The organism is Streptomyces sp. NPDC058650, from assembly GCF_042717315.1.
GTDB lineage: Bacteria > Actinomycetota > Actinomycetes > Streptomycetales > Streptomycetaceae > Streptomyces.
Map to the genome: position 1 here is coordinate 214,840 of NZ_JBHXRL010000006.1, position 25,323 is coordinate 240,162.

Sequence of the window (25,323 nt, forward strand, 5' to 3'; positions counted from 1 at the left end):
GTGCCCGTGCCGCGGACGATGCCGATGCTGTGGACGCGCCACTCGTGGGTGGCGCGGGGCAGCCAGCCGTTCTTGAGGTGCACCTTGACCGTGCGGGGCGCGCCCGCGGTGACGCCCCAGGCCTGGCCGCTGACGACCTGCCCCATCAGGGTGAGCGCCTCGGTGCGGCGGGAGACGGCGGCGAGCAGGGCCAGTTGGTCGCGGGCGGTGGTGCGGGTGAGGCCCCAGTAGCGGTCGTGGCCGAGGACGGTGTCCTGGGCGCCTGCCTCGCGCAGCACCCTGTTCAGCCGGGCGCGCGAGAGCCCCTGCCACAGGTCGGTGGCGGCGGTGTTGTCGGATCGGGTGATCATGGCCTTCATCCGCTGGGTCTCCATGCGGCTGGGCGCGCGGCCCAGCTCCTCGGCCCGCCCGAGGACGGCCTGCATGATGAGGACCTTGGCGATGCTGGCCGAGTCGTAGAGCCGGGCGTCCCCGAGCCGGCAGCGCAGCCCGCGCCGGGGGTCGTGGACGGCGACCGAGACCGTGCCGTCGCGGTCCTTGAGCGCGGCGGCGATGTCCCGGGACATGCGGGTGGCGAGGGCGGGTTCCTGGGACGAGGTGCAGAGGGCGGGTGCCTGGTGTCCCGCCCCGTGCGCCTCGGCGGGCCCGGCGGTGCCCGATGCTCCGAGGAGCGCCCCGAGGAGGGCCCAGGTGCGGAGGCGGGAGCGGCGGCGGCTCGTGATCATGCTCCCCAGTGTTGGGAGCCGGGGTGCGGGGGCGCGCCTTGGAGTGGTCCACCTGGCGCACACCTGCCGGGCCGGGCCCGGAGCGGCACCGCACCCGGGTGCCGGTTCAGGCACGGAAGCCTAGGCCCGGCAAGGGGCGCCGTCCCGTTGTGCCCACCCGTCCCGCCCCAGCGGGACGAATGCCCACAACGGGCGGGGCGGGCCCACATGGGCGGCTCGGGCCCACATGGGCGGGCTCGCGTCCGCACGGGCGGGGGCGGGTCCGCACGGGCGGGGGCGGGTCCGCACGGGCGGGGGCGGGTCCGCATGGGCGGGCTCGGGCCGAAACGGGCGGGCTCGGGTCCGCACGGGCAGGGCGCGGGTCCGCACGGACGGGCTCGGGTCCGCACGGACGGGGGCAGGGCGCGGGCCGACACGGCAGGGCGCGGGCACACACACGGCCGGGCGCGCGCCCCCTGCGTCAGTGCGCCGCCGAGTCCCAGTCGCGGCCCACGCCGACGGAGACGTCGAGCGGGGCGCGGAGGTCCGCCGCGGCGGACATCTGCTCGCGGACCAGCGCCTCGACCTGCTCGCGCTCGCCGGGAGCGAGTTCGAGCACGATTTCGTCGTGGACCTGGAGGAGCATCCGGGAGGCGAGGCCCGCCTCCGTCAGTGCCCGGTCGACATTGAGCATGGCGACCTTGACGATGTCGGCGGCCGTGCCCTGGATGGGTGCGTTGAGCGCCATCCGCTCGGCGGACTCGCGGCGCTGCCGGTTGTCGCTGTTGAGGTCGGGCAGGTAGCGGCGGCGGCCGAGAATCGTCTCCGTGTACCCGGTGGCGCGGGCCTCGTCGACGACCCGGCGCAGGTAGTCCCGGACCCCGCCGAAGCGCTCGAAGTAGGTGTCCCTCAGGCCGGCGGCCTCGCCCGGGTCGATGTTCAGCTGCTGCGCGAGGCCGAAGGCGGAGAGGCCGTAGGCCAGGCCGTACGACATGGCCTTGATCTTGCGGCGCATCTCGGCGTCGACGGCGGTCCGCTCGACGCCGAAGACCTGGGAGGCGACCGTGGTGTGCAGGTCCTCGCCGGAGGCGAAGGCCTCGATGAGGCCCTCGTCCTCGGAGAGGTGGGCCATGACCCGCAGCTCGATCTGGCTGTAGTCGGCGGTCATGAGGGCCTCGTAGCCCTCGCCGACGACGAAGCCGTGCCGGATGGCCCGGCCCTCGTCCGTGCGCACCGGCACGTTCTGCAGGTTCGGGTCGGTGGAGGAGAGGCGTCCGGTGGCGGCGACCGTCTGGCTGAAGGTGGTGTGGATCCGGCCGTCGGCGGCGACGGTCTTGATCAGGCCTTCGACGGTGGAGCGGAGCCGGGCCTGCTCGCGGTGGCGGAGCATGATCACGGGCAGGTCGTGCTCGGTCTGTCCGGCCAGCCAGGCGAGCGCGTCGGCGTCCGTCGTGTACCCGGTCTTGGTCTTCTTGGTCTTCGGCAGGTTCAGCTCGCCGAAGAAGACCTCCTGGAGCTGCTTGGGCGAGCCGAGGTTGAACTCGTGGCCGACGGAGGCGTGCGCCTCCTTCACGGCCTGCTGCACGGCGCCGGCGAACTGCTGCTCCATGGCCTCCAGGTGGTCGCGGTCGGCGGCGATGCCGTGCCGCTCCAGGCGGGCGAGGAGGACGGAGGTGGGCAGCTCGACGTCGTGGAGGAGCTCGCGGGCCCCGACCTCGCCGAGCCGCTCGTCGAAGGCGTCGGCGAGGTCGAGGACGGCCCGCGCCTGGGTCATGAGGGCCTCGGCCTCGGCGGTGTCGTCGGCGCCGAAGGCGAGCTGCCCGTCGGCGGCGGCCGCCGGGGCGAGCTCACGGTGGAGGTACTCGACGGAGAGCGCGTCGAGCGCGAAGGAGCGCCGACCGGGCTTGACGAGGTAGGCGGCGAGCGCGGTGTCCATGGTGACGCCCGCGATGCTCCAGCCGTGCTCGGGGAAGACGCGCATGGCGCCCTTGGCGTTGTGCATGACCTTGGGGCGGGCCGGGTCGGCGATCCACGCGGCCCAGGCCCGCTCGTCGGTCTCGTCGAGGTCGCTGGGCGCGAACCAGGCGGCGGCTCCCCCGGCGGCGGCGAGGGCGACCTCGCTCACGTTCCCCGTGCCGAGGGCCCAGCTGTCGACGGTGGCGATGCCGAGGGGCTCGGCGCCGTGCTCGGCGAGCCAGGGGGCGAGCTCGCCGGAGCCGATGACGGTGCCGTCGAGCTCGACGCCCGCGGCGGGCGCCGGGGCGGCCTCCTCGGTGGCGCCGGGGTCCACGGCGAGGAGCCGCTCGCGCAGCGAGGGGTTGCGGATCTCCAGGGTGTCGAGCACGAGGGCGACGGCCCCGCGGTCGTACGGCTCGCGCGCGAGGTCCGTGACGGCCTTGGGCAGCTCCACGTCCTTGGACATCTCGGTGAGGCGGCGGTTGAGCTTGACGGCCTCCAGGTGGTCCCGGAAGTTCTGCCCGGCCTTGCCCTTGACCTCCTCGGCGCGCTCGACGAGCTCGGCGAAGGAGCCGAACTGGTTGATCCACTTGGCGGCGGTCTTCTCACCGACGCCGGGGATGCCGGGCAGGTTGTCCGACGGGTCGCCGCGCAGGGCCGCGAAGTCGGGGTACTGCGAGGGCGTGAGGCCGTACTTCTCCTGGACCTTCTCCGGAGTGAAGTGGGTGACCTCGGAGACACCCTTGGTGGGGTAGATCACGGTGGTGCGGTCGGAGACCAGCTGGAAGGAGTCCCGGTCGCCGGTGAAGATCCGGACGTCGAAGCCCTCGGCCTCGGCCTGGACGGTGAGGGTCGCGATGACGTCGTCGGCCTCGAAGCCGTCGACGGCGAAACGCGGCACGTTCATCGCGTCGAGGAGCTCGCCGATCAGCTCGACCTGGCCCTTGAACTCGTCGGGTGTCTTCGAGCGGTTCGCCTTGTACTCGGGGAACTCCTCGGACCGCCAGGTCTTGCGGGACACGTCGAACGCCACCGCGAAGTGCGTGGGCGCCTCGTCGCGGAGGGTGTTCGCCAGCATCGAGGCGAAACCATAGATCGCGTTCGTCGGCTGGCCCGTCGCGGTGGTGAAGTTCTCCGCGGGCAGCGCGAAGAACGCGCGGTACGCCAGGGAGTGCCCGTCCATGAGGAGGAGTCGCGGGCGGTCCGCTTCGGTCTTCTCGGTCTTCTTCGATGCTGTCTCGGCCACGGAACGATCCTCCCACGCCCCACTGACATTCCCGGTCGCCGATACCCCGGCCCCGCCCCGTCGCGCTGGCCGGCCCGCCGCTCCGTCAGTGGTCCGTGACAGGATCGGAGACGTACGCCACAGGATTACCGCTCAAGGGAGAGCGCGATGGTCAGCAAGCCGCCGGCCGGTGACCCGGTACAGGACGCACCGCAGGTCACACCGCCGCAGCACGCCGCGGCGGGCCTGCCCGCCATCGGGCACACCCTGCGGATCGCGCAGGAACAGATGGGACTGCGGCGCACCGCGCGCACCCTGCTCAAGGTCAACCAGAAGGACGGCTTCGACTGCCCCGGCTGCGCGTGGCCGGAGGAGGACAAGAGGCACGTCGCCGAGTTCTGCGAGAACGGGGCGAAGGCGGTCGCCGAGGAGGCGACGCTGCGCCGGGTGACCCCGGAGTTCTTCGCCGCGCATCCGGTGGCGGACCTGGCGACCCGCAGCGGCTACTGGCTGGGCCAGCAGGGCCGGATCACCCAGCCCATGCTCCTGCCGGAGGGCGGCGAGCGGTACGAGCCGGTGACCTGGGAGCGGGCCTTCGCGATCATCGCCGAGGAGCTCCGGGCCCTGGGGTCCCCCGACGAGGCGCTGTTCTACACCTCGGGCCGGACCAGCAACGAGGCCGCGTTCCTGCTCCAGCTCTTCGCGCGTGAGTTCGGCACGAACAACCTGCCGGACTGCTCCAACATGTGCCACGAGTCCTCGGGTTCGGCGCTGACCGAGACGATCGGGATCGGCAAGGGCAGCGTCTCCCTGGAGGACCTGCACCGGGCGGACCTGATCGTCGTGGCGGGGCAGAACCCGGGCACGAACCACCCCCGGATGCTCTCCGCCCTGGAGAAGGCGAAGGCCGCGGGCGCGAGGATCATCTCGGTCAATCCGCTGCCCGAGGCCGGTCTGGAGAAGTTCAAGAACCCGCAGACCCCGCTGGGCATGCTCAAGGGCGCCGCGCTCACCGACCTCTTCCTCCAGATCCGGATCGGCGGCGACCAGGCCCTCTTCCGGCTCCTCAACAAGCTGGTCCTGGAGACGCCCGGGGCGGTCGACGAGGAGTTCGTACAGGAGCACACCCACGGGTACGAGGAGTTCACGGCGGCGGCGCGGGCGGCCGACTGGGACGAGACGCTCGCCGCGACCGGTCTCGAGCGCGCCGAGATCGAGCGGGCCCTTGAGATGGTGCTCGCGTCGGAGCGGACGATCGTCTGCTGGGCGATGGGGCTCACGCAGCACAAGCACTCCGTGCCGACCATCCGCGAGGTGGTCAACTTCCTTCTGCTGCGCGGGAACATCGGGCGGCCGGGCGCGGGCGTGTGCCCGGTGCGCGGCCATTCGAACGTGCAGGGCGACCGGACGATGGGGATCTTCGAGCGCCCCGCCCCGGCCTTCCTCGACGCCCTGGACAAGGAGTTCGGGATCGTCTCGCCGCGCCACCACGGTTACGACGTGGTCCGCTCGATCCAGGCGCTGCGCGACGGCGAGGCGAAGGTGTTCTTCGCGATGGGCGGCAACTTCGTGGGGGCGACGCCCGACACGGAGGTGACGGAGGCGGCGATGCGGCAGGCCCGGCTCACCGTCCACGTCTCGACGAAACTGAACCGCTCGCACGCGGTCACGGGCACGCGCGCGCTGATCCTGCCCACGCTCGGGCGCACGGACAAGGACGTGCAGAAGAGCGGCCGGCAGATCGTGACGGTCGAGGACTCGATGAGCCTGGTGCACGCCTCGCGCGGCAATCTGCCGCCGGCGAGCCCGCACCTGCTGTCCGAGCCGGCGATCGTGGCCCGCATGGCGAGGGCCGCCCTCGGGGACGGATCCGCCACGCCCTGGGAGGAGTTCGAGGCCGACTACGCCACGATCCGGGACCGCATCGCGCGCGTGGTCCCCGGCTTCGAGGACTTCAACGCCCGTCTCGCGGCGAACGCGGGCGGCTTCGCGCTGCCGCACGGCCCGCGCGACGAGCGCCGCTTCCCCACGAAGACCGGCAAGGCCAACTTCACGGCCGCGCCCGTCGAGTACCCGAAGGTGCCGGAGGGCCGGCTGCTGCTCCAGACGCTCCGCTCGCACGACCAGTACAACACCACGATCTACGGTCTCGACGACCGGTACCGGGGCATCAAGGGCGGCCGCCGGGTCGTTCTCGTCCACCCCGAGGACGCGGCGGCGCTCGGGCTCGCCGACGGGGCGTACACGGATCTGGTGAGCGAGTGGACGGACGGGACCGAGCGGCGGGCGCCCGGCTTCCGGGTGGTGCACTACCCGACGTCCCGGGGCTGCGCGGCGGCCTACTACCCGGAGACGAACGTCCTGGTGCCGCTGGAGTCCACGGCGGACGTCAGCAACACACCCGCCAGCAAGTCCGTGATCGTCCGTCTGGAACAATCGCACTCCGCCTAAGCGTTTGCTCAGGCGGGTCGGAACGCGACACGCAGCCGTACAAAGACGAACGGAGCCGCTCCATGGGTGAACAGCAGCACGTGAAGTTCCCGCCGGAGGTCATCGACGAGTACGCGGCACTCGGAGTCGACCTGCCCGCGCTCTTCTCCGCCGGGCACCTCGGCAACCGGATGGGCGTGCAGATCCTCGAGGCCTCGGCCGAGCGGGTCGTCGGCACGATGCCGGTGGAGGGCAACACGCAGCCGTACGGTCTGCTGCACGGCGGCGCCTCCGCGGTGCTCGCCGAGACGCTGGGCTCCATCGGCTCGATGCTGCACGGCGGGGTGTCCAGGATCGCGGTCGGCGTCGACCTCAACTGCACCCACCACCGCGGGGTGCGCAGCGGCCTCGTGACCGGCGTGGCGACGCCCGTGCACCGCGGGCGGTCCACCGCCACGTACGAGATCGTGATCAGCGACGAGGACGGCAAGCGGGTCTGCTCGGCGCGGCTGACCTGCCTGCTGCGCGAGGTCACCGCGAAGGACGCGGGGATCGTCGCGGGCGGCTGACGCGCACGGACCGACGATCAAGGGGCGGCACCTGCCAGGGTGCCGCCCCTTCGTCATTCCCTCTTCGATTCCGTCGACTGTCACTCTCCGTGATCTTCGTTCGGGAGGCGAACGGGGAGAATCCGAGAGGAACGGAAGGGCTGATTCGTCCGCTGAGGTTTCTGCCACTGTCCGGTATCCGGAGAGTCCGCTGAGCGGACCGTCAGTACCAAGAATCGCTCAAGCCCCTTAGCGGAACTGCATGTTCTCACTATGTGAACACCGCGATACCAACCCCTATGCCCCGGTATTCCCTGTCGCCGCGCACACTCTTTCCCCGTCGGCATAACAAGACAGTCACATCATGTCCTCGGCGCTCCCCGACCCTCCCCACCTGCGCTTAGAGTCACCGCCAGTCACCGCGCCGCCGGGCGCGTCCTAACGGCACGGCCCTGTACCACCCCAGTACGGCCCGGCGCTCGACAACGGCACCCCTCGCTCCGCAGCTTCACGGCACCGCCTCATCCGAGGGGGCCGCGCCAGGGAAAGGACCCTTCGTGCGAAACCGTTCGTTGCTCATACTCACCACCGCGGTCACCGCGGGTGCACTCACCCTCACCGCCTGCGGATCGCGCGACGACAAGGGCGGCGCCGAAAAGGGCGGCGACGGCGGCAACGTCACCGTGACCATCGGTCTCGACGCGCCCCTCACGGGTGAGCTGTCCGCCCTCGGCCTCGGCATCAAGAACTCGGCCGACCTCGCGGTCAAAACGGCCAACGAGAAGGCCCACGTCAAGGGCGTGACCTTCAAGCTGGAGTCCCTGGACGACCAGGCGCAGCCCTCCGCCGGCCAGCAGAACGCGACCAAGTTCGTCGCCGACAAGGGCGTCCTCGGCGTCGTCGGCCCGCTGAACTCCTCCGTCGCCGAGTCGATGCAGAAGGTCTTCGACGACGCCAAGCTGGTGCAGGTCTCCCCGGCCAACACCAACCCGTCCCTGAGCCAGGGCGCCAACTGGAGCAGCGGCGACAAGAAGCGCGGCTACAAGTCGTACTTCCGCACCGCGACCACCGACGCCATCCAGGGTCCGTTCGCCGCCCAGTACGTCTTCAACGAGGCCAAGAAGACCAAGGCCTTCATCATCGACGACAAGAAGACCTACGGCGCCGGCCTCGCGGGCACCTTCAAGGGCGAGTTCGAGAAGCTCGGCGGCAAGGTCCTCGGCACCGAGCACATCAACCCCGACACCAAGGACTTCTCCGCGGTCGCGACCAAGGTGAAGAGCTCCGGCGCCGACGTCGTCTACTACGGTGGCGAGTACCCGGCCGCCGGCCCGCTGGCCAAGCAGATCAAGGAAGCCGGCGCGAAGGTCACCGTCGTCGGTGGCGACGCGATCTTCAGCCCCGAGTACGTGAAGCTCGCCGGTGCGGCCGCGGCCAACGGCGACATCGCCACCTCGGTCGGCGCGCCGATCGAGAAGCTCGCCTCCGCCAAGGACTTCCTGACCAACTACAAGGCCAAGGGCTACAAGGAGGCCTACGAGGCCTACGGCGGTTACGCCTACGACTCGACCTGGGCCGTCATCGAGGCCGTCAAGAAGGTCGTCGACGGCAACAGCGGCAAGCTCCCGGACGACGCCCGCGCCAAGGTCGTCGAGGCCATGCAGGGTGTCTCCTTCGAGGGTGTGACCGGCAAGGTCTCCTTCGACGAGTTCGGTGACACCACCAACAAGCAGCTGACGGTCTACAAGGTCGAGGGCGGCGCCTTCAAGGACGTCAAGTCCGACACCTTCGGCGGCTGATCCCGCACCCCACTCAGCACCACCTTCATCGCGCGGGGGGCCGCACAAGGCGCCCCGCGCGGTGTCACATCCGTCGAAAGTCTCGGAGGACAATGCGGTGAACGAACTGCCGCAGCAGCTGGTCAACGGCCTGCTACTGGGATCCATGTACGGGCTCGTCGCCGTCGGCTACACGATGGTCTACGGCATCGTCCAGCTCATCAACTTCGCCCATGGCGAGATCTTCATGACCGGCGGCTTCGGGGCCCTGACGGTCTGGCTCATCCTGCCCGGCGGCACCAGCATGTGGGTCGCTCTGCCCCTCATGATCGTCGGCGCCGTACTGATCGCGACCACGATAGCCATCGGGGCGGAACGCTTCGCCTACCGTCCGCTGCGCGGTGGCCCCCGCCTCGCCCCGCTCATCACGGCCATCGGCCTCTCGCTCGCCCTCCAGCAGGCCGTCTGGGCCTGGTACCCGGAGGCGAAGTCCGCCCGGACCTTCCCGCAGATCTCCGGCGGCCCGATCGAGCTCGGCCCGGTCACCATCCAGACCGGCGACGTCTTCCTCCTGATCGCCGCCCCGGTCTGCATGGCCTTCCTCGCCTTCTTCGTCATGCGCACCCGCACCGGTCGCGGCATGCAGGCCACGGCGCAGGACCCGGACACCGCGAAGCTCATGGGTGTCAACACCGACCGGATCATCGTGATCGCGTTCGCCCTCGGCGCCGCGATGGCCGCCGTCGGCGCCGTCGCGTACGGCCTCAAGTACGGCGTCGTCGACTACAAGATGGGCTTCCTCCTCGGGCTCAAGGCCTTCACGGCCGCGGTCCTCGGCGGTATCGGCAACATCTACGGAGCCATGATCGGCGGAGTCGTCCTCGGTATCGCCGAGACCATGGCGACGGCGTACATCAGCCACATCCCCGGTATGGAGCAGCTCGGCGGCCAGTCCTGGGCCGACGTCTGGGCCTTCGTACTCCTCATCGTCGTACTCCTCGCCCGGCCACAAGGCCTTCTCGGCGAGCGCGTCGCGGACAGGGCGTGAGCACCATGACCACCATCTCCGAGAACACGACGGCGGCCACGCCTTCGAAGTCGGCCGCGGCGACCGGTCTCATCGGCTTCCTGCCGGAAAAGACCGCCCGCGCCCTCGTCCTGGGCGGCGGCCTCCTCACGGTGGCCGGCTGCTTCCTCTCCTGGACCTGGACGGCCACCTTCCCGGGTGACCTCACGTACTACGGCTCCCCCGCCGGCCTCCAGCTCCAGGTCCTGGTCCTGGGTCTGCTCACCACCGTCTTCGCCCTCTCGTCGTACGGCGTCAAGGGCACGCGCTGGCTGACCCCGGCCGGCGCCGACGCGGCGGTCAAGCTCGCCGCGCTCGCCGCCTTCTGCACCACCTGGTACACCGTCGCCGCGATCAGCGTCACGCTCGGCGGCCCGGTCAACCTGGAGCCGGGCGGCGCGATCGTCGCGATCGCCTCCCTGGTCGCCCTCATCGGCGCCCTCGCCCTCCCCTTCGAGCGGCCGAAGACGCTGCCCGTGGACCCGGAGGACACCGGCTGGGACCAGTTCAAGCACCGGGCCGGCAACGGCTGGACCGTCTTCAAGGGCGCCTTCGCCACCACGGGCACCGCCCGCAAGCTGCCCCCGATGCACTCCGCCGTCGAGATCCTGATCATCACGGGCGTCCTCGCCGTGGCGCTCGGCGTCTTCACCTACGGTGTCGGCACGGAGTACGACGAGCTGTTCATCGGCTTCCTGATCACGGCCGGTCTCGGCTTCGCCGCGGTCAACAAGTCGGGCCTCATGCAGCAGGCCACGCAGCTCACCGGCAAGCACCAGAACCTCACCATCGCGGGCGCGTTCACCGCCGCGGCGCTGTTCCCCTTCACCCAGACCGACGACCAGTACGCGACGCTCGGCGTCTACATCCTGATCTTCGCCACGGTCGCCCTGGGCCTGAACATCGTCGTCGGCCTCGCCGGTCTCCTCGACCTCGGCTACGTCGCCTTCCTCGGCGTCGGCGCCTACGCGGCCGCCCTCGTCTCGGGCGCTCCGACCTCCCCGTTCGGTGTGGAGTTCCCCTTCTGGGCCGCCATCCTGGTCGGCGCGGGAGCCTCGCTCGTCTTCGGTGTCCTCATCGGCGCCCCGACCCTGCGGCTGCGCGGCGACTACCTCGCCATCGTCACGCTCGGTTTCGGTGAGATCTTCCGCATCGCGGTGATGAACACGGACGGCACCTCCGGTCCCGACATCACCAACGGCTCCAACGGCATCGCGTCCATCCCGAACCTCAACATCTTCGGGTTCGACTTCGGCGCCGAGCACGTGATCGCCGGCTTCACCATCGGCCGCTTCGCGAACTACTTCTTCCTGATGCTGCTGATCATGGCGGTCGTCGTGCTGGTCTTCCGGCGCAGCGGCGACTCCCGCATCGGCCGCGCCTGGGTCGCCATCCGCGAGGACGAGACCGCGGCGCTCGCCATGGGAATCAACGGCTTCCGGGTCAAGCTCATCGCCTTCGCGCTCGGTGCCTCGCTCGCCGGTCTCGCCGGCACGGTGCAGGCCCACGTCACCTACACGGTGACGCCGGAGCAGTACCTCTTCGCCGGTCCCATCCCGCCCAACTCCGCCTTCCTGCTCGCGGCCGTCGTCCTCGGCGGCATGGGCACCATGAGCGGTCCCCTGGTCGGCGCGGCGCTGCTCTTCCTCATCCCCAACAAGCTCCAGTTCATGGGCAGCTACCAGCTCTTCGCCTTCGGTGTCGCGCTGATCCTGCTCATGCGCTTCCGTCCGGAGGGCATGATCGCCAACCGGCGTCAGAAGCTGGAGTTCCACGAGGACGCCGAGTCGCCCGCCACGCTGTCCAAGGCAGGTGCCTGAACCATGACGACCACCACGAACACGGCCGACGCCACCACCGAGCCGGCGGCCCGCGAGACCGTCCTCGACGCGCGCGGTGTCACGATGCGCTTCGGCGGCCTCACCGCCGTGCGCGACGTGAACCTGACCGTGAACGCCGGGGAGATCGTCGGTCTCATCGGCCCCAACGGCGCCGGCAAGACCACCTTCTTCAACTGCCTCACCGGTCTCTACATCCCGACCGAGGGCGAGGTCCGGTACAAGGGCACGGTCCTGCCGCCGAAGTCCTTCAAGGTCACCGCGGCCGGCATCGCCCGTACCTTCCAGAACATCCGCCTCTTCGGCAACATGACGGTTCTGGAGAACGTCCTCGTCGGACGCCACACCCGGACCAAGGAGGGCCTCTGGTCGGCCCTGCTCCGCGGCCCCGGCTTCAAGAGGGCCGAAGCGGCCTCCGAGAAGCGGGCCATGGAGCTCCTGGAGTTCATCGGACTCCAGGACAAGGCCCAGCACCTCTCCAAGAACCTGCCGTACGGAGAGCAGCGCAAGCTGGAGATCGCCCGCGCCCTCGCGAGCGACCCCGGTCTGATCCTGCTCGACGAGCCCACGGCCGGCATGAACCCGCAGGAGACGCGGGCGGCGGAGGAACTCATCTTCGCCATCCGGGACATGGGCATCGCCGTGCTCGTCATCGAGCACGACATGCGGTTCATCTTCAACCTCTGCGACCGGGTCGCCGTGCTCGTCCAGGGACAGAAGCTGATCGAGGGCGACAGCGCGACCGTCCAGGGTGACGAGCGGGTCATCGCCGCGTACCTGGGCGAGCCGGTCGAGGCCGACGCGCCCGTGGCCGCGGACGACGCCCCCGAGGCTCCCGAGGCCCCCGCCTCGGACGAGGCTCCGGAGACCCCGGTGGCCCCGGCCGCCGAGGCCCCGGAGACCGACGAGGCCCCGGAGACCGACGAGGCTCCGAACGCCGAGGACGCCCCGGACACCGAGGACGCCCCGGACGCCGAGGAGACCTCGGAGGACACCCCGCAAGCCCCCGGTTCGGGCAAGGAGAACGACGCATGACCGCACTGCTCGAAGTCGAGGACCTGCGCGTCGCCTACGGGAAGATCGAGGCCGTCAAGGGCATCTCCTTCTCCGTCGACGCCGGTGAGGTCGTCACCCTCATCGGCACCAACGGCGCCGGGAAGACCACCACCCTGCGGACCCTCTCCGGGCTCCTCAAGCCGGTCGGCGGCCAGATCAAGTTCGAGGGCAAGTCCCTCCGCAAGATCCCCGCGCACAAGATCGTCTCTCTGGGTCTGGCCCACTCCCCCGAGGGCCGGCACATCTTCCCCCGCATGACGATCGAGGAGAACCTCCTCCTCGGCGCCTTCCTCCGGAAGGACACCGCGGGCATCGCCAAGGACGTCCAGCGCGCCTACGACCTCTTCCCGATCCTGGGCGAGCGTCGCAAGCAGGCGGCCGGCACGCTCTCCGGCGGTGAGCAGCAGATGCTCGCCATGGGCCGGGCGCTGATGTCCCAGCCGAAGCTGCTCATGCTCGACGAGCCCTCCATGGGTCTCTCCCCGATCATGATGCAGAAGATCATGGCGACGATCTCGGAGCTGAAGGCCCAGGGCACCACCATCCTGCTCGTCGAGCAGAACGCCCAAGCCGCGCTCGCCCTGGCGGACCACGGTCACGTCATGGAGATCGGCAAGGTCGTGCTCTCGGGCACGGGCCAGAACCTGCTCCACGACGAGTCCGTCCGCAAGGCGTACCTCGGCGAGGACTGATCGGCCCGGTCCGCACCACGGACGGAAGGCCCGCCCCACAGTGACGTGGGGCGGGCCTTCCTCCGTACGGAACGGCTCCCGCTACTGGCCCTTGGCCGCCTTCTTCTCCTCGGCGTCCTCGATGACCGCCTCGGCGACCTGCTGCATCGACATGCGGCGGTCCATGGAGGTCTTCTGGATCCAGCGGAACGCGGCCGGCTCCGTCAGACCGTACTGGGTCTGCAGGATCGACTTGGCGCGGTCCACCAGCTTGCGGGTCTCCAGCCGGAGGGAGAGGTCGGCGACCTCCTTCTCCAGGGCGCGCAGCTCGGCGAACCGGGAGACGGCCATCTCGATGGCGGGCACCACGTCGCTCTTGCTGAAGGGCTTCACCAGGTACGCCATGGCGCCGGCGTCCCGGGCCCGCTCGACGAGCTCGCGCTGCGAGAAGGCGGTCAGCATGAGGACCGGGGCGATGGACTCGCCCGCGATCTTCTCGGCGGCCGAGATGCCGTCGAGGACGGGCATCTTGACGTCGAGGATGACGAGGTCGGGGCGGTGCTCGCGGGCGAGCTCGACGGCGGTGGCGCCGTCTCCGGCCTCACCGACGACCGTGTAGCCCTCTTCCTCGAGCATTTCCTTGAGGTCGAGGCGGATGAGCGCCTCGTCTTCGGCGATGACGACGCGGGTCGTCAGCGGCGGGACGTGCGACGGCTCGGCGTCGTCGGCGGGCTGGGGCGACTCGGGGGCGGTCACGCGGGCTCCTCGTTCCATGGCCTCGTTTCGGAGGCGGATACAGCTCCCCATGAGCCTACCCACCTCCTGTAAGGTAGGGACACGGCGGGTGATCACCGACCTTCGTTTTGAAGGATGCCCCGGTAGCCCAGCGGAAGAGGCAGTGGTCTCAAACACCATACAGCGTGGGTTCGAATCCCACCCGGGGCACTTTACCTTTGATTCCAAGGTTCGAGTTGAGCGTCGCACGCTCCGCCGAACGGCCTAGGTCAAGGGCTCGCCGATGTGATGGACCCGGACCAGGTTCGTCGAGCCGGCGACACCCGGCGGGGACCCGGCCGTGATGACCACGATGTCGCCCTTCTTGCAGCGTCCGATCCGCAGCAGCTCCTCGTCCACCTGGGCCACCATCGCGTCCGTGGAGTCCACGTGCGGACCGAGGAAGGTCTCCACGCCCCAGGTGAGGTTGAGCTGCGAGCGCGTCGCCGGGTCCGGCGTGAAGGCGAGCAGCGGGATCGGCGAGCGATAGCGGGAGAGCCGCTTGACCGTGTCGCCGGACTGGGTGAAGGCCACGAGGAACTTGGCCCCGAGGAAGTCGCCCATCTCGGCGGCGGCGCGGGCGACGGCCCCGCCCTGCGTGCGGGGCTTGTTGCGCTCGGTCAGCGGCGGCAGTCCCTGCGCGAGGACGTCCTCCTCCGCGGCCTCGACGATCCGGCTCATGGTGCGGACCGTCTCGATCGGGTAGCGGCCGACGCTCGTCTCACCGGAGAGCATGACGGCGTCGGTGCCGTCGATGACCGCGTTCGCCACGTCGCTCGCCTCGGCGCGCGTGGGGCGGGAGTTGTCGATCATCGAGTCGAGCATCTGGGTGGCGACGATGACCGGCTTGGCGTTGCGCTTCGCCAGCTTGACCGCCCGCTTCTGAACGATCGGCACCTGCTCCAGGGGCATTTCGACGCCCAGGTCGCCGCGGGCGACCATGATGCCGTCGAAGGCGGCGACGATCTCCTCGATGTTCTCGACGGCCTGCGGCTTCTCGATCTTGGCGATGACGGGCAGCCGGCGACCCTCCTCGTCCATGATCCGGTGGACGTCCACGATGTCCCGGGCGCTCCGGACGAAGGAGAGGGCGATGACGTCGGCGCCGATGCGCAGGGCCCAGCGGAGGTCCTCGATGTCCTTCTCGGACAGGGCGGGTACGGAGACGGCGACGCCGGGCAGGTTGAGGCCCTTGTGGTCGGAGACCATGCCGCCCTCGATGACCAGGGTGTTCACCCGGGGTCCTTCGACGGAGGTGACCTCCAGGGTGACGCGGCCGTCGTCGACGAGGATGCGCTCGCCTGCGGTCACGTCCCCGGCGAGGCCGGAGTAGGTCGTCCCGCAGCAGTGGCGGTCGCCTTCCATCGGCTCGACGGTGATGGTGAACTCGTCGCCGCGTTCAAGGAGTACGGGACCTTCACGGAAGCGGCCGAGACGGATCTTCGGGCCTTGAAGGTCGGCGAGGACACCGACGCTGCGGCCGGTCTCGTCGGAGGCTTTGCGTACGCGCTGGTAGCGCTCCTCGTGGTCGGCGTACGTGCCGTGACTGAGGTTGAAGCGGGCCACGTCCATTCCGGCCTCGATCAACGCCTTGATCTGGTCGTATGTTTCGGTGGCGGGCCCAAGGGTACAAACGATTTTCGCTCGGCGCATGGGTCGAGCCTAGGCCTTACCCATCAGTAGGAAATTGGCGCGGCATGACTACTCAACAACCTTTCCGTGAAAGGTTGTTGACAAGTCTTGAATCTGTGCACGGGGGTGCTCCGATGAGCGATTTTCGCGCCCCCGCGCCCCTTGTCTCAGAGTGCGGGCGGCACCATCGTGAAGCGTGCGACGACCTCGGCCGTGACCGTCTGCCGCTGCGGTTCGAGGTCCAGCGGAGGCGCCTCGCCGGCCCGCTCCGCCGCGAAGCCCGCCGGCGCCGCGGCGAAGACCGGGGGCGCCCCCGACAGGCCGGGCCCCGCGAGACCGGCGTCCGCGAGTTCGAGGAGTGAGGAGAGCGAGGTGCCGAGGGCCGACGCGTACGCCCGCGCCCGCTGCACCGCCTCCGTCACGGCGAGACGCCGCGCCTCCGCGTACGCCGGGGAGTCCGGCCTCAGCTCCCACCACGGCCCGTCGACAGCCGTCATCTCCAGATCGGCGAGCCGGGTCACCAGCTCCCCGAGGGCCGTGAAATCGGTCAGCTCGGCCGTCAGCCGGACCCGGCCCACGAAGGCGTGCACCCGCTCGCCGCGCCCGCGCCTGCCGAGCTCCGGCGAGATCGAGAACCGGCCCGTCTCCAGCTTCTGGACCGTGTCCCCCTGCGCCTTGACGAGGTCGAGCACGCCCGCGTTCCGCCGGGTCAGCTCCGCGAGCGTCGCCGAGCGGTCCGTGCCGCGCGCGGAGACCGTCACCCAGATCCGGGCGAACTCGGGGTCGACCTCCAGCCGGCCCTCGCCACGCACCGTCACCTGCGGCGCCCCGGGGGTCGCGTGTTCCTGCGTCACGTCCTGACTCCTCCATGTTCGGCAACGATCGTCCACCGAACACTTTCCCACTCCGTAACCCGAAAGGGCTGTTGCCGACGTGCCGCCTGAGCCAGAATCTACGCGCGTTGTGCGCTTGATCCTGTGTCCGATCGCGCGCCGCGAACAACGCCATCGAACCAAGGAGAAGCACATGCCGTTGAACCGCCGGACGTTCCTGGAGAGCTCCGTGGCCGTCGGGGCCGGAGCCGCCCTCACCGCGGGCGCCGCCGCCCCCGCCGAGGCCCACGGGCGCCGCCCCAAGCCGGCGAAGCGGTACTCGTTCACCGTGATGGGGACGACCGACCTGCACGGCAACGTCTTCAACTGGGACTACTTCACGGACAAGGAGTTCGACGACAAGGCGCACAACGACATCGGTCTCGCCAAGATCTCCACCCTCGTCGACCAGGTCCGCGCGGCGAAGGGCCGCCGCAACACCCTCCTCATCGACGCCGGCGACACCATCCAGGGCACCCAGCTGTCCTACTACTACGCCAAGGTCGACCCCATCACCCAGGCCGGCGGCCCGGTCCACCCGATGGCCCAGGCGATGAACGCCATCGGCTACGACGCCGCCGCGCTCGGCAACCACGAGTTCAACTACGGCATTCCGGTGCTGCGGAAGTTCGAGGAGCAGTGCGACTTCCCGCTGCTCGGCGCCAACGCGCTCGACGCGAAGACCCTGCGCCCGGCCTTCCCCCCGTACAGCATGCACCGGATGCGCACCCCGCACGGCAAGGACGTCAAGGTCGCGATACTCGGCCTGACCAATCCGGGCATCGCCATCTGGGACAAGGCGAACGTCTCCGGGAAGATGGTCTTCCCCGGTCTTGAGGAGCAGGCCGCGAAGTGGGTGCCGAAGCTGCGCTCGATGGGCGCGGACGTGGTCGTCGTCTCGGCGCACTCCGGCTCCAGCGGCACGTCCTCGTACGGTGACCAGCTCCCCCACATCGAGAACGCGGCCGGGCTCGTCGCCGAGCAGGTGCCGGGCATCGACGCGATCCTCGTCGGTCACGCGCACACCGAGATCCCCGAGTACCGGGTGAAGAACAAGGAGACCGGCAAGGACGTCGTCCTGTCCGAGCCGCTCAAGTGGGGCCAGCGCCTCACCCTCATCGACTTCGACCTGGTGTGGGAGAAGGGCCGCTGGGTCGTCGAGAAGGTCGGCGCGCAGGTCCTCAACTCCAACACGGTGGCGGAGGACCCGGAGATCACCGGGCTGCTCGCGGACGAGCACGAGAAGGTCGTCGCGTACGTCAATCAGGTCATCGGCACCTCCACCGCGGCCATGGCCACGACCGACGCGCCGTGGAAGGACGAGCCGATCATCGACCTGATCAACGCGGTCCAGGCGGAGACGGTGAAGGCGGCCCTCGCGGGCGGCGCGCACGCGGCCCTGCCGGTGCTCTCGCAGGCGTCCTGCTTCTCGCGCACGGCCCGGATCCCGGCCGGCCAGGTCACCATCAAGGACGCCGCCGGCCTGTACCCGTTCGAGAACACCCTGGAAGCCCGGCTGATGACGGGCGCCCAGCTGAAGGAGTACCTGGAGTACTCGGCGAGGTACTACGTCCAGACCGCGGCGGGGGCGCCGGTGGACACCGCGCTCCTGACCAACGCGGGCGGGACTCCGGACTACAACTACGACGCCGTGTCGGGTCTGACGTACGAGATCGACATCGCGAAGCCGGCCGGTTCGCGGATCGTGAACCTGTCCTTCGAGGGCAAGCCGCTCGACCCGGCCGCGAAGTTCGTCCTCGCGGTCAACAACTACCGGGCGAGCGGCGGCGGCGCGTTCCCGCACGTCGCGAACGCGCAGCAGCTGTGGGCGAACTCGGACGAGATCCGCAACACCATCATCCAGTGGGTGAAGGCGAAGGGGACGGTCGACCCGGGTCTGTTCGCGTCGGTGGACTGGAAGCTGACCCGGGACGGCGTGCCGGTCTTCTAGGCGTTCTTCTGATCCTTCAGTGCTGTACGAGAGGCGTCAGCTTCCGGTCCTGGGCCGGGATGCTCGGCGCCTCTCGCGTCTCCAGGCCGAAGCTGGTGAAGGCGGTGCGGCGCGGCAGCGGGTAGGGCTCCTTGCCGGTGACCGCGTTGAGGATGGTCGCGCTGCGCCAGGCGGCGAGGCCGAGGTCGGGGGCGCCGACGCCGTGGGTGTGCTTCTCGGCGTTCTGGACGTAGACGGAGCCGGTGACGGAGGGGTCGAGGACCAGCCGGTACCGCTCGTCGATCCGGGCGCGGCCGGCCGCGTCGTGGCGCAGGTACGGGTCGAGTCCGGCGAGCATCCGGTCCACGGGTCGCTCGCGGTAGCCGGTCGCGAGGACGACGGCGTCGGTGGTGAGCCGGGAGCGGGTGCCCTGCTGGAGGTGTTCCAGGTGCAGTTCGACCTGGGTGGTGGCGACGCGGCCCGCGGTGCGGACGCGGACACCGGGGGTGAGGACGGCGTCGGGCCAGCCGCCGTGCAGGGTGCGGCGGTAGAGCTCGTCGTGGATGGCGGCGATGGTGTCGGCGTCGATGCCCTTGTGCAGCTGCCACTGGCGGGGCACGAGTTCGCCGCGTACGGGCTCGGGCAGGGAGTGGAAGTAGCGGGTGTAGTCGGGGGTGAAGTGCTCCAGGCCGAGCTTGGAGTACTCCATGGGGGCGAAGGCCTCGGTGCGGGCCAGCCAGTGGATCTTCTCGGCTCCGGCGGGGCGGGCGCGGAGCAGGTCGAGGAAGATCTCGGCGCCGGACTGGCCGGAGCCGATGACGGTGACGTGACCGGCGGCGAGGAGCGTCTCGCGGTGGGCGAGGTAGTCCGCGGAGTGGATCACGGGGACGCCGGGGGCCTCGGCGAGCGGCCTGAGGGGCTCGGGGACGTACGGCTCGGTGCCGACGCCGAGGACGACGTTCCGGGTGTAGGCGCGGCCGAGGGCCTCGGCCTCGCCGTCCGGGTCGATCTGGGTGAAGTCGACCTCGAAGAGGCGGCGCTCCGGGTTCCAGCGGACGGAGTCGACCTGGTGGCCGAAGTGGAGCCCGGGGAGCCGTTCGCTGACCCAGCGGCAGTACGCGTCGTACTCGGCGCGCTGGATGTGGAACTTCTCGGCGAAGTAGAAGGGGAAGAGGCGCTCGCGGCTCTTCAGGTAGTTGAGGAAGGTCCAGGGGCTGGCGGGGTCCGCGAGGGTCACCAGGTCGGCGAGGAAGGGGACCTGGAGGGTGGCGCCCTCGATGAGGAGGCCGGGGTGCCAGTGGAAGGCGGGCCGCTGCTCGTAGAAGGTGGCGGAGAGGCCGCCGGGGACGCCGTGCGCGAGGGCGGCGAGCGAGAGGTTGAAGGGGCCGATGCCGACACCCACCAGGTCGTGGGGCTGGTCGAGGTCGTCGTCCTTGGGGGTGCTGCCGGTCATCGGTGCGTGCCGCCTTCCACGAGGGTGAGGAGCTGTGCCAGGTCGCCGGGGGTGGCGTGGGGGTTGAGCAGGGTGGCCTTGAGCCAGAGGCGGCCGTCCGCCTCGGCCCGGCCGAGGACCGCGCGGCCCTCGGCGAGGAGGGTGCGGCGGATCGCGGCGACGGTCTCGTCGGTGGCTTCCGACGGCCGGAAGAGGACGGTCGTGAGGGTGGGCCGGGTGCGCAGGTCGAGGCCGGGGGTCTTCTCCACGAGGTCGGCGAGGTCCTGGGCGAGGGCCATGCACGCGTCGACGAGGGCGCCGAGGCCCGAGCGGCCGAGGGCGCGGAGGGTGACGGCCGTCTTGAGGACGTCCGGGCGGCGGGTGGTGCGCAGGGAGCGGCCGAGGAGGTCGGGGAGGCCGGCCTCGGTGTCGTCGTCGGCGTTGAGGTAGTCGGCGGTGTGGCCGAGGACGGCGAGGTCGGCGGCGTCCCGTACGGCGAGGAGTCCGGCGGCGGCCGGCTGCCAGCCGAGCTTGTGCAGGTCGACGGTGACGGTACGGGCCCGGTCGAGGCCGTCGAGGAGCCGGCGGTGGGCGGTGCTGAGGAGGACGGGGCCTCCGTAGGCGGCGTCGACGTGGAGTTCGGCGCCGTGGGCCGCGCACAGGTCGGCGATCTCCGGGAGCGGGTCGATCAGGCCCTCGTCGGTGGTTCCGGCGGTGGCGACGACGAGGACGGGGCCGTGCGTCGTGGTCAGGGCCTCGGCCAGGGCGGCCGGTTCGAGGACGCCGTGCGGGGTGGGGACGGTGACCGGGGCGGGGAGCCCGAGGAGCCAGGCGGCGCGGTGGAAGGAGTGGTGGGCGTTGGCGCCGACGACGGTCCGCACCGCCCCGTGTGCGGCGTGGCGCTCGCGCGCGAGGAGCAGGGCGAGCTGGTTGGACTCCGTACCGCCGGTGGTGACGAGGGCGTCGGGGGCTCCCGCCGCGGGGAAGACCTCGGCGGCGAGGGCGGCGGTGACCAGGGCTTCGAGGGCGGAGGCGGCGGGGGCCTGGTCCCAGGAGTCCATGGACGGGTTGAGCGCGGAGGCGGCGAGGTCGGCGGCGGCGGCGAGCGCGAGGGGCGGGGTGTGGAGGTGGGCGGCGCAGTGCGGGTGGGCGGGGTCGGCGGCTCCGGCGGCGAGGGCCGTGACGAGGGCGCGGAGGGCCTCGTCGGCGCCGGTCCCGGTCTCGGGGAGTAAGGCTCCGAGGGCCGCCACCCTGGCCGCCACGGCGTCGGGTCCGCCCGCCGGAAGGGGCCCGCCCCTCTCCTCCGCGCCGGTACGGAGCGCGTCGAGGACGGTGTCCAGGAGGGGGCGGAGGGCGTCGGCGCCGGGGGCGCCTCCGGCGAGGGGTGGGGGTGCGGCACGCATGGACGACAGCGTGCCGGGGGTTGTCGGGGTATGTCCGGAGAGTCGGACCTTGTGACCCGAACGGGGGACACCGGCCTTGCCTCCGTGCGGGCAATCGTCCCGCTGGGCTGGGGACCCCCGGCCCCAGCGGAACGAACGCCCGCGACGGGGGTCACGCGGTGCGGACCGCCAGTGCCCTGCGGAGGTCGTCGAGTTGGTCGACGACCTTGCGGTGGAGCGCCGGGATCATGGCGCCGTCGGTCAGGTGGGACTCGCCGAGGGCGAGGGACTCGGCGTCGATCGCGTACGCCGGGAAGGCGTACCGGCCCGCGGCCTCGCCCATCGCCGCGCCGCGCCGGTCGCCGAGGGCGGTGGCGTCGGCGTAGAAGCGGGGCACGTACTCCCGTACGAGCTCGGCGTGTTCGGGCTGCCAGAAGCCCCGGGCGGTGGCGGTGAAGAGGTAGTTGGAGAGGTCGTCCGTGTCGAAGAGGGCCGACCAGGCGGCCTCCTTCGCCGCCGGGTCGGGGAGGGCGGCCCGGCAGAGCGCGGCGCCCTCCTGGCCGGTGGCGCTCGGGTCGCGCGCCAGCTCGGCGGCGATCACCGTCTCGTCGGTGGCGCCGAGGACGGCGAGGCGGGCGATGATCCGCCAGCGCAGCTCGGGGTCGAGCTCGGGGCCGCCGTGGACGGTGCCCTCCTCCAGCCAGGAGGCGATCTTCGCGGGCGAGGTGGCGCTGTCGATGTACGTGCGCACGGCGGTGAGGCGCAGGCCCGGGGCCTCGCCGTCCTCGGTGCGGCGGAGCAGCGCGCGGGCGATCTCGCCGATCGTCGCGAGGGCGGCGGGGCGCTCGTCCTCGGTGACGTACCGGTCGGCGATCTGGGTGCGGGCGAAGCTCAGGACGCCCTGGACGAGGGAGAGTTCGGTCTCCTCGGTCAGGTGCGCGACGGCGAACTCCAGGTAGTCGGCGGGGGCGAGGTCGCCGTCCCTGACCATGTCCCGCATCGCGTTCCAGACGACGGCGCGGGTCAGCGCGTCGGGGATGCGGGAGAGGCCGCGGAGGGCGGACTCCTCGGAGACCTCGTCGAAGCGGAGCTTGGCGTAGGTGAGGTCCTCGTCGTTGAGGACGACGAGGGCGGGGCGCGGACCGGTCAGCTCGGTGGGCGCCTCCTGCGGTACGTCGACGGCGCGCCGCTCGCGCAGGACGAGGTCGCCGGAGGCGCCCCGGTCGTACACGCCGACGTCGACGCGGTGCGGGCGGCTGCCCTCGCGGTCGACGGTGAGCCGCCAGCGGTTGCCCTCGCCGTCGAGGCGCGGGGTGAGCGTGTCGACGCCCGTGGTGCGCAGCCACTGCTCGGCCCAGCCGTGGACGTCGCGGTCGGTGGCGGCGGCGAGGTTGTCGATGAAGTCGGCGAGGGTCGCGTTGCCGAACTTGTGCCGCTTGAAGTGGATGTTGATGCCGGCGAGGAAGGCCTTCTCGCCGAGCCAGGCGACGAGCTGGCGGAGGGCGGAGGCGCCCTTGGCGTAGGAGATGCCGTCGAAGTTGAGGAGCGCGGACGCGGTGTCGGGGACGGCTTCGGGGTCCGGGGCGACGGGGTGGGTGGAGGGCCGCTGGTCTGCCTCGTACCCCCAGGCCTTGCGGGTGACGCCGAAGTCGACCCAGGTGTCGGGGAAGAGGTCGGCGCAGGCCTCGTTGACGGTCTGGTAGCCCATGTACTCGGCGAAGGACTCGTTCAGCCAGATGTCGTCCCACCAGCGCAGGGTGACGAGGTCGCCGAACCACATGTGGGCCATCTCGTGGGCGATGACCATGGCGCGGGTCTGGCGCTCGGTGACGGTGACGGCGGAGCGGAAGACGAACTCGTCGCGGAAGGTGACGAGTCCGGGGTTCTCCATGGCGCCGGAGTTGAACTCGGGGACGAAGGCCTGGTCGTACGAGTCGAAGGGGTACGGCTCGTCGAACTTCTCGTGGTACCGGTCGTAGCAGGCCTTGGTGACGGCGAAGATCTCGTCGGCGTCGGCGTCGAGGTGGGGGGCGAGGGAGCGGCGGCAGTGGATGCCGAAGGGGAGCCCGGCGTGCTCGGTGCGGACCGAGTGCCAGGGGCCGGCGGCGACGCAGACGAAGTAGGTGGAGAGCAGCTGGGTGGGGGCGGCCTTCCACCGCCCGTCGGACTGCCGCTCGGTGATGCCGTTGGCGAGGACCGTCCAGCCCTCGGGGGCGGTGACGGTCAGCTCGAAGACGGCCTTCAGGTCGGGCTGGTCGAAGGCGGCGAAGACCCGCTGGACGTCCTCCATGAAGAGCTGCGTGTAGACGTACGACTCGCCGTCGGTGGGGTCCGTGAAGCGGTGCATGCCCTCGCCCGTGCGGGAGTACCGCATGGTCGTGGTGACGATCAGCTCGTGCTCGCCCTCCGTGAGGCTCAGCGGGAGCCGGTTGCCGGTGAGGGCTGCGGTGTCGAGGGCCACTCCGTCGAGGGTCGCTGAGTGGAGGGTCTCGGGCTTGAGCTCGACGAAGGTGTCCCCGGCGGCGCGGGCGGCGAATCGGACGGTGCTGGTGGACCCGAAGGTCTCGGCGCCGGTGGTGAGGTCGAGGTCCACCAGATAGCGGTGGACGTCGAGGAGCTGGGCACGGGTCTGCGCTTCGTCGCGCGTCAGTACGGACATGGGGCCCATGCTGCCTGATGCCTCCGGCCCGTGGCAGGGGGCGGTGGGGGGAACGCGGCTCAGGCGAGTCCGGAGCCGTTCAGGTGGGCGAAGGCGGCCGTGATGCGGGGGCGGTCGTAGCCGGAGGGGCCGGCCACGCCGCTGGAGAGCAGGGCGTGGAGGAGGATCCGGGCCTTGGCGGGGTCGAGGGGGCCGGCGGGGATCAGTCCGTGGTGCAGCAGGTCGTACTCGGAGCCGGGGCCGCGGTAGGTGTGCGAGAGGGTCGTTCCGCCGCCCGTACGGGAGGCGAGGACGACCGGGACGCGGCGGGCGAGCTCGGCGAGCGGCTCGACGAACCAGGCGGGGACGTGGCCGGCGCCGAAGGCGGCGACGACGAGGCCCTGGAAGCGGTGGTCGACGGCTTCGAGGAATTCGCCCCGGTCGCCCTGGGAGAGGGTGAGGAGGGCGACCCTGACCTCGGGGTCGAACGTCAGCGGGCAGAGCGCGGCGCGGGCGGCGGGGCGGAGCAGGATCCGGGGCTCGCCCTCGACGACGGTGCCGATCGGGCCGGCCCCGGGCGAGGCGAAGGTGGCGACCGAGGTCGTGTGGGTCTTGCGGGCGAGGCGGGCGGCGTGGATCTCGTCGGCGAGGACGACGAGGACGCCGAGGTTCCGGCAGGCGGGGTCGGCGGCGACGGCGAGCGCGGCGGCGAGGTTGGCGGGGCCGTCGGCGCCGGGCAGGTCGGGGCGGCGCATGGCGCCGGTGACGGCGATGGGCTGCTCGGTGGTGCAGAGCAGGTCGAGGAGGAAAGCGGTCTCCTCCAGGGTGTCGGTGCCCTGGACGACGACCACGCCGGAGCCGGCGGCGACGGTGGCGCGGACCTCGGCGGCGAGGTCCGCGAGGTCCTCGTGGGTGAGGGAGGAGCTGGGGACGCGCCGGAAGTCGCGGAGGACGGCGCCCTCGGGCGCGCCGAGTCCGGCCAGGACCTCCTGGCCGGTCATGCGGGCCGCGTCACCGCCTCGCGCGGAGATGGTCCCTCCGAGGGTGAAGACCGTGACGCGGGCCATCAGCGTGCTCCGTCCGCAATCGTCTCGTGGTGGCGGATGACCTCGGCGATGATGAAGTTCAGGAGCTTCTCCGCGAAGGCCGGGTCCAGTCTCGCGCTCTCGGCCAGCTCGCGCAGCCGGGCGATCTGGCGGGCCTCACGGGCGGGGTCGGCGGGCGGCAGCTTGTGCTCGGCCTTGAGGACGCCGACCTGCTGGGTGCACTTGAAGCGCTCGGCGAGCATGTACACGACCGCGGCGTCGATGTTGTCGATGCTCTCGCGGAGCCGGGTCAGTTCGGCCCGTACGGAGTCGTCGACCGGGCGGGGCGGGGTGGAGTCACTCATG

At 71.1% G+C, this 25,323-nt stretch carries 17 protein-coding genes, 1 tRNA gene and 1 pseudogene; 9 read left to right on the forward strand and 10 right to left on the reverse strand.

Features of this window, described 5'->3' with window-relative positions:
- Positions 1-53: 53 nt before the first annotated feature.
- Positions 54-725: pseudogene (locus ACFWWU_RS13225) on the reverse strand (serine hydrolase); the annotation flags it as partial.
- A 460-nt stretch (positions 726-1,185) separates the two neighbouring features.
- Positions 1,186-3,906 carry a DNA polymerase I gene (polA, locus tag ACFWWU_RS13230; protein WP_384143440.1) on the reverse strand — a complete coding sequence of 907 codons (2,721 nt, stop codon included), beginning with the start codon at positions 3,904-3,906 and terminating at the stop codon, positions 1,186-1,188.
- A 147-nt stretch (positions 3,907-4,053) separates the two neighbouring features.
- On the opposite strand from polA, the gene ACFWWU_RS13235 reads away from it, so the two are divergent.
- The 7 genes from ACFWWU_RS13235 (at position 4,054) to ACFWWU_RS13265 (ending at position 13,293) form a co-directional block, all read left to right on the forward strand.
- Positions 4,054-6,336, forward strand: a complete 2,283-nt coding sequence (locus ACFWWU_RS13235) for an FdhF/YdeP family oxidoreductase (protein WP_384143443.1) — start codon at positions 4,054-4,056, stop codon at positions 6,334-6,336.
- A 62-nt stretch (positions 6,337-6,398) separates the two neighbouring features.
- The gene (locus ACFWWU_RS13240) at positions 6,399-6,884 is read left to right on the forward strand and encodes a PaaI family thioesterase (RefSeq protein WP_384143446.1); all 486 of its coding nucleotides are present in this window, start codon (positions 6,399-6,401) and stop codon (positions 6,882-6,884) included.
- Between the two features lie 536 nt (positions 6,885-7,420).
- Complete coding sequence (locus ACFWWU_RS13245; RefSeq protein WP_384143449.1) at positions 7,421-8,662, forward strand: branched-chain amino acid ABC transporter substrate-binding protein; 1,242 nt, start codon at positions 7,421-7,423, stop codon at positions 8,660-8,662.
- Positions 8,663-8,759: 97 nt separating this feature from the next.
- The gene (locus ACFWWU_RS13250) at positions 8,760-9,689 is read left to right on the forward strand and encodes a branched-chain amino acid ABC transporter permease (protein ID WP_384143452.1); all 930 of its coding nucleotides are present in this window, start codon (positions 8,760-8,762) and stop codon (positions 9,687-9,689) included.
- A gap of 5 nt (positions 9,690-9,694) precedes the next feature.
- Positions 9,695-11,527: a branched-chain amino acid ABC transporter permease gene (locus ACFWWU_RS13255; RefSeq protein WP_384143454.1), complete on the forward strand. Its 1,833-nt coding sequence runs from the start codon at positions 9,695-9,697 to the stop codon at positions 11,525-11,527.
- 3 nt (positions 11,528-11,530) lie between these two features.
- A complete protein-coding gene (locus ACFWWU_RS13260) occupies positions 11,531-12,580 on the forward strand; it encodes an ATP-binding cassette domain-containing protein (RefSeq protein ID WP_384143457.1) in 1,050 nt (349 codons plus the stop codon).
- The gene (locus ACFWWU_RS13265) at positions 12,577-13,293 is read left to right on the forward strand and encodes an ABC transporter ATP-binding protein (RefSeq protein WP_384143460.1); all 717 of its coding nucleotides are present in this window, start codon (positions 12,577-12,579) and stop codon (positions 13,291-13,293) included. Before ACFWWU_RS13260 ends, ACFWWU_RS13265 begins: the two co-directional genes overlap by 4 nt.
- Positions 13,294-13,374: 81 nt before the next feature.
- Here ACFWWU_RS13265 and ACFWWU_RS13270 read toward each other — a convergent pair whose 3' ends face one another.
- On the reverse strand, positions 13,375-14,028 hold the full coding sequence (locus tag ACFWWU_RS13270; protein WP_056645833.1) for an ANTAR domain-containing response regulator: 654 nt from the start codon (positions 14,026-14,028) through the stop codon (positions 13,375-13,377).
- A gap of 116 nt (positions 14,029-14,144) precedes the next feature.
- Here ACFWWU_RS13270 and ACFWWU_RS13275 point away from each other — a divergent pair.
- Positions 14,145-14,217 (forward strand) — tRNA-Leu (locus ACFWWU_RS13275).
- A 54-nt stretch (positions 14,218-14,271) separates the two neighbouring features.
- Here the strand turns inward: ACFWWU_RS13275 and pyk are convergent.
- On the reverse strand, positions 14,272-15,699 hold the full coding sequence (pyk, locus tag ACFWWU_RS13280) for a pyruvate kinase (RefSeq protein ID WP_384143463.1): 1,428 nt from the start codon (positions 15,697-15,699) through the stop codon (positions 14,272-14,274).
- A gap of 146 nt (positions 15,700-15,845) precedes the next feature.
- Positions 15,846-16,532, reverse strand: a complete 687-nt coding sequence (locus tag ACFWWU_RS13285) for an SIMPL domain-containing protein (RefSeq protein ID WP_384143465.1) — start codon at positions 16,530-16,532, stop codon at positions 15,846-15,848.
- Between the two features lie 172 nt (positions 16,533-16,704).
- Between ACFWWU_RS13285 and ACFWWU_RS13290 the strand changes: the two genes are divergently transcribed.
- The gene (locus ACFWWU_RS13290) at positions 16,705-18,501 is read left to right on the forward strand and encodes a bifunctional metallophosphatase/5'-nucleotidase (protein WP_384143468.1); all 1,797 of its coding nucleotides are present in this window, start codon (positions 16,705-16,707) and stop codon (positions 18,499-18,501) included.
- Between the two features lie 16 nt (positions 18,502-18,517).
- On the opposite strand, the gene ACFWWU_RS13295 is transcribed toward ACFWWU_RS13290, so the two are convergent.
- The 5 genes from ACFWWU_RS13295 to ACFWWU_RS13315 all read right to left on the reverse strand — a co-directional run bounded on the left by ACFWWU_RS13295 (position 18,518) and on the right by ACFWWU_RS13315 (position 25,322).
- Positions 18,518-19,933, reverse strand: coding sequence for a lysine N(6)-hydroxylase/L-ornithine N(5)-oxygenase family protein (locus ACFWWU_RS13295; RefSeq protein ID WP_384143471.1), 1,416 nt, complete (start codon positions 19,931-19,933; stop codon positions 18,518-18,520).
- Positions 19,930-21,315 (reverse strand): pyridoxal phosphate-dependent decarboxylase family protein, encoded by a 1,386-nt coding sequence (locus ACFWWU_RS13300; RefSeq protein ID WP_384143474.1) that lies wholly within the window; start codon positions 21,313-21,315, stop codon positions 19,930-19,932. Before ACFWWU_RS13300 ends, ACFWWU_RS13295 begins: the two co-directional genes overlap by 4 nt.
- A gap of 151 nt (positions 21,316-21,466) precedes the next feature.
- Complete coding sequence (gene pepN / locus ACFWWU_RS13305) at positions 21,467-23,953, reverse strand: aminopeptidase N (RefSeq protein ID WP_384143477.1); 2,487 nt, start codon at positions 23,951-23,953, stop codon at positions 21,467-21,469.
- A gap of 59 nt (positions 23,954-24,012) precedes the next feature.
- Complete coding sequence (locus ACFWWU_RS13310; protein ID WP_384143480.1) at positions 24,013-24,999, reverse strand: asparaginase; 987 nt, start codon at positions 24,997-24,999, stop codon at positions 24,013-24,015.
- Positions 24,999-25,322 carry a chorismate mutase gene (locus ACFWWU_RS13315; RefSeq protein WP_384143483.1) on the reverse strand — a complete coding sequence of 108 codons (324 nt, stop codon included), beginning with the start codon at positions 25,320-25,322 and terminating at the stop codon, positions 24,999-25,001. The genes ACFWWU_RS13310 and ACFWWU_RS13315 overlap by 1 nt, the downstream gene beginning before the upstream one ends.
- Position 25,323 lies beyond the last annotated feature (1 nt).

Excerpts from the sequence above, each read along its gene's own strand:
- ACFWWU_RS13255 (WP_384143454.1), top strand. The coding sequence starts at position 9,695 with ATGACCACCATCTCCGAGAACACGACGGCGGCCACGCCTTCGAAGTCG.
- ACFWWU_RS13310 (WP_384143480.1), bottom strand. The coding sequence starts at position 24,999 with ATGGCCCGCGTCACGGTCTTCACCCTCGGAGGGACCATCTCCGCGCGA.
- ACFWWU_RS13240 (WP_384143446.1), top strand. The coding sequence starts at position 6,399 with ATGGGTGAACAGCAGCACGTGAAGTTCCCGCCGGAGGTCATCGACGAG.
- ACFWWU_RS13295 (WP_384143471.1), bottom strand. The coding sequence starts at position 19,933 with ATGACCGGCAGCACCCCCAAGGACGACGACCTCGACCAGCCCCACGAC.
- ACFWWU_RS13235 (WP_384143443.1), top strand. The coding sequence starts at position 4,054 with ATGGTCAGCAAGCCGCCGGCCGGTGACCCGGTACAGGACGCACCGCAG.
- ACFWWU_RS13290 (WP_384143468.1), top strand. The coding sequence starts at position 16,705 with ATGCCGTTGAACCGCCGGACGTTCCTGGAGAGCTCCGTGGCCGTCGGG.
- ACFWWU_RS13265 (WP_384143460.1), top strand. The coding sequence starts at position 12,577 with ATGACCGCACTGCTCGAAGTCGAGGACCTGCGCGTCGCCTACGGGAAG.
- ACFWWU_RS13300 (WP_384143474.1), bottom strand. The coding sequence starts at position 21,315 with ATGCGTGCCGCACCCCCACCCCTCGCCGGAGGCGCCCCCGGCGCCGAC.
- ACFWWU_RS13315 (WP_384143483.1), bottom strand. The coding sequence starts at position 25,322 with ATGAGTGACTCCACCCCGCCCCGCCCGGTCGACGACTCCGTACGGGCC.
- ACFWWU_RS13260 (WP_384143457.1), top strand. The coding sequence starts at position 11,531 with ATGACGACCACCACGAACACGGCCGACGCCACCACCGAGCCGGCGGCC.
- pyk (WP_384143463.1), bottom strand. The coding sequence starts at position 15,699 with ATGCGCCGAGCGAAAATCGTTTGTACCCTTGGGCCCGCCACCGAAACA.
- pepN (WP_384143477.1), bottom strand. The coding sequence starts at position 23,953 with ATGTCCGTACTGACGCGCGACGAAGCGCAGACCCGTGCCCAGCTCCTC.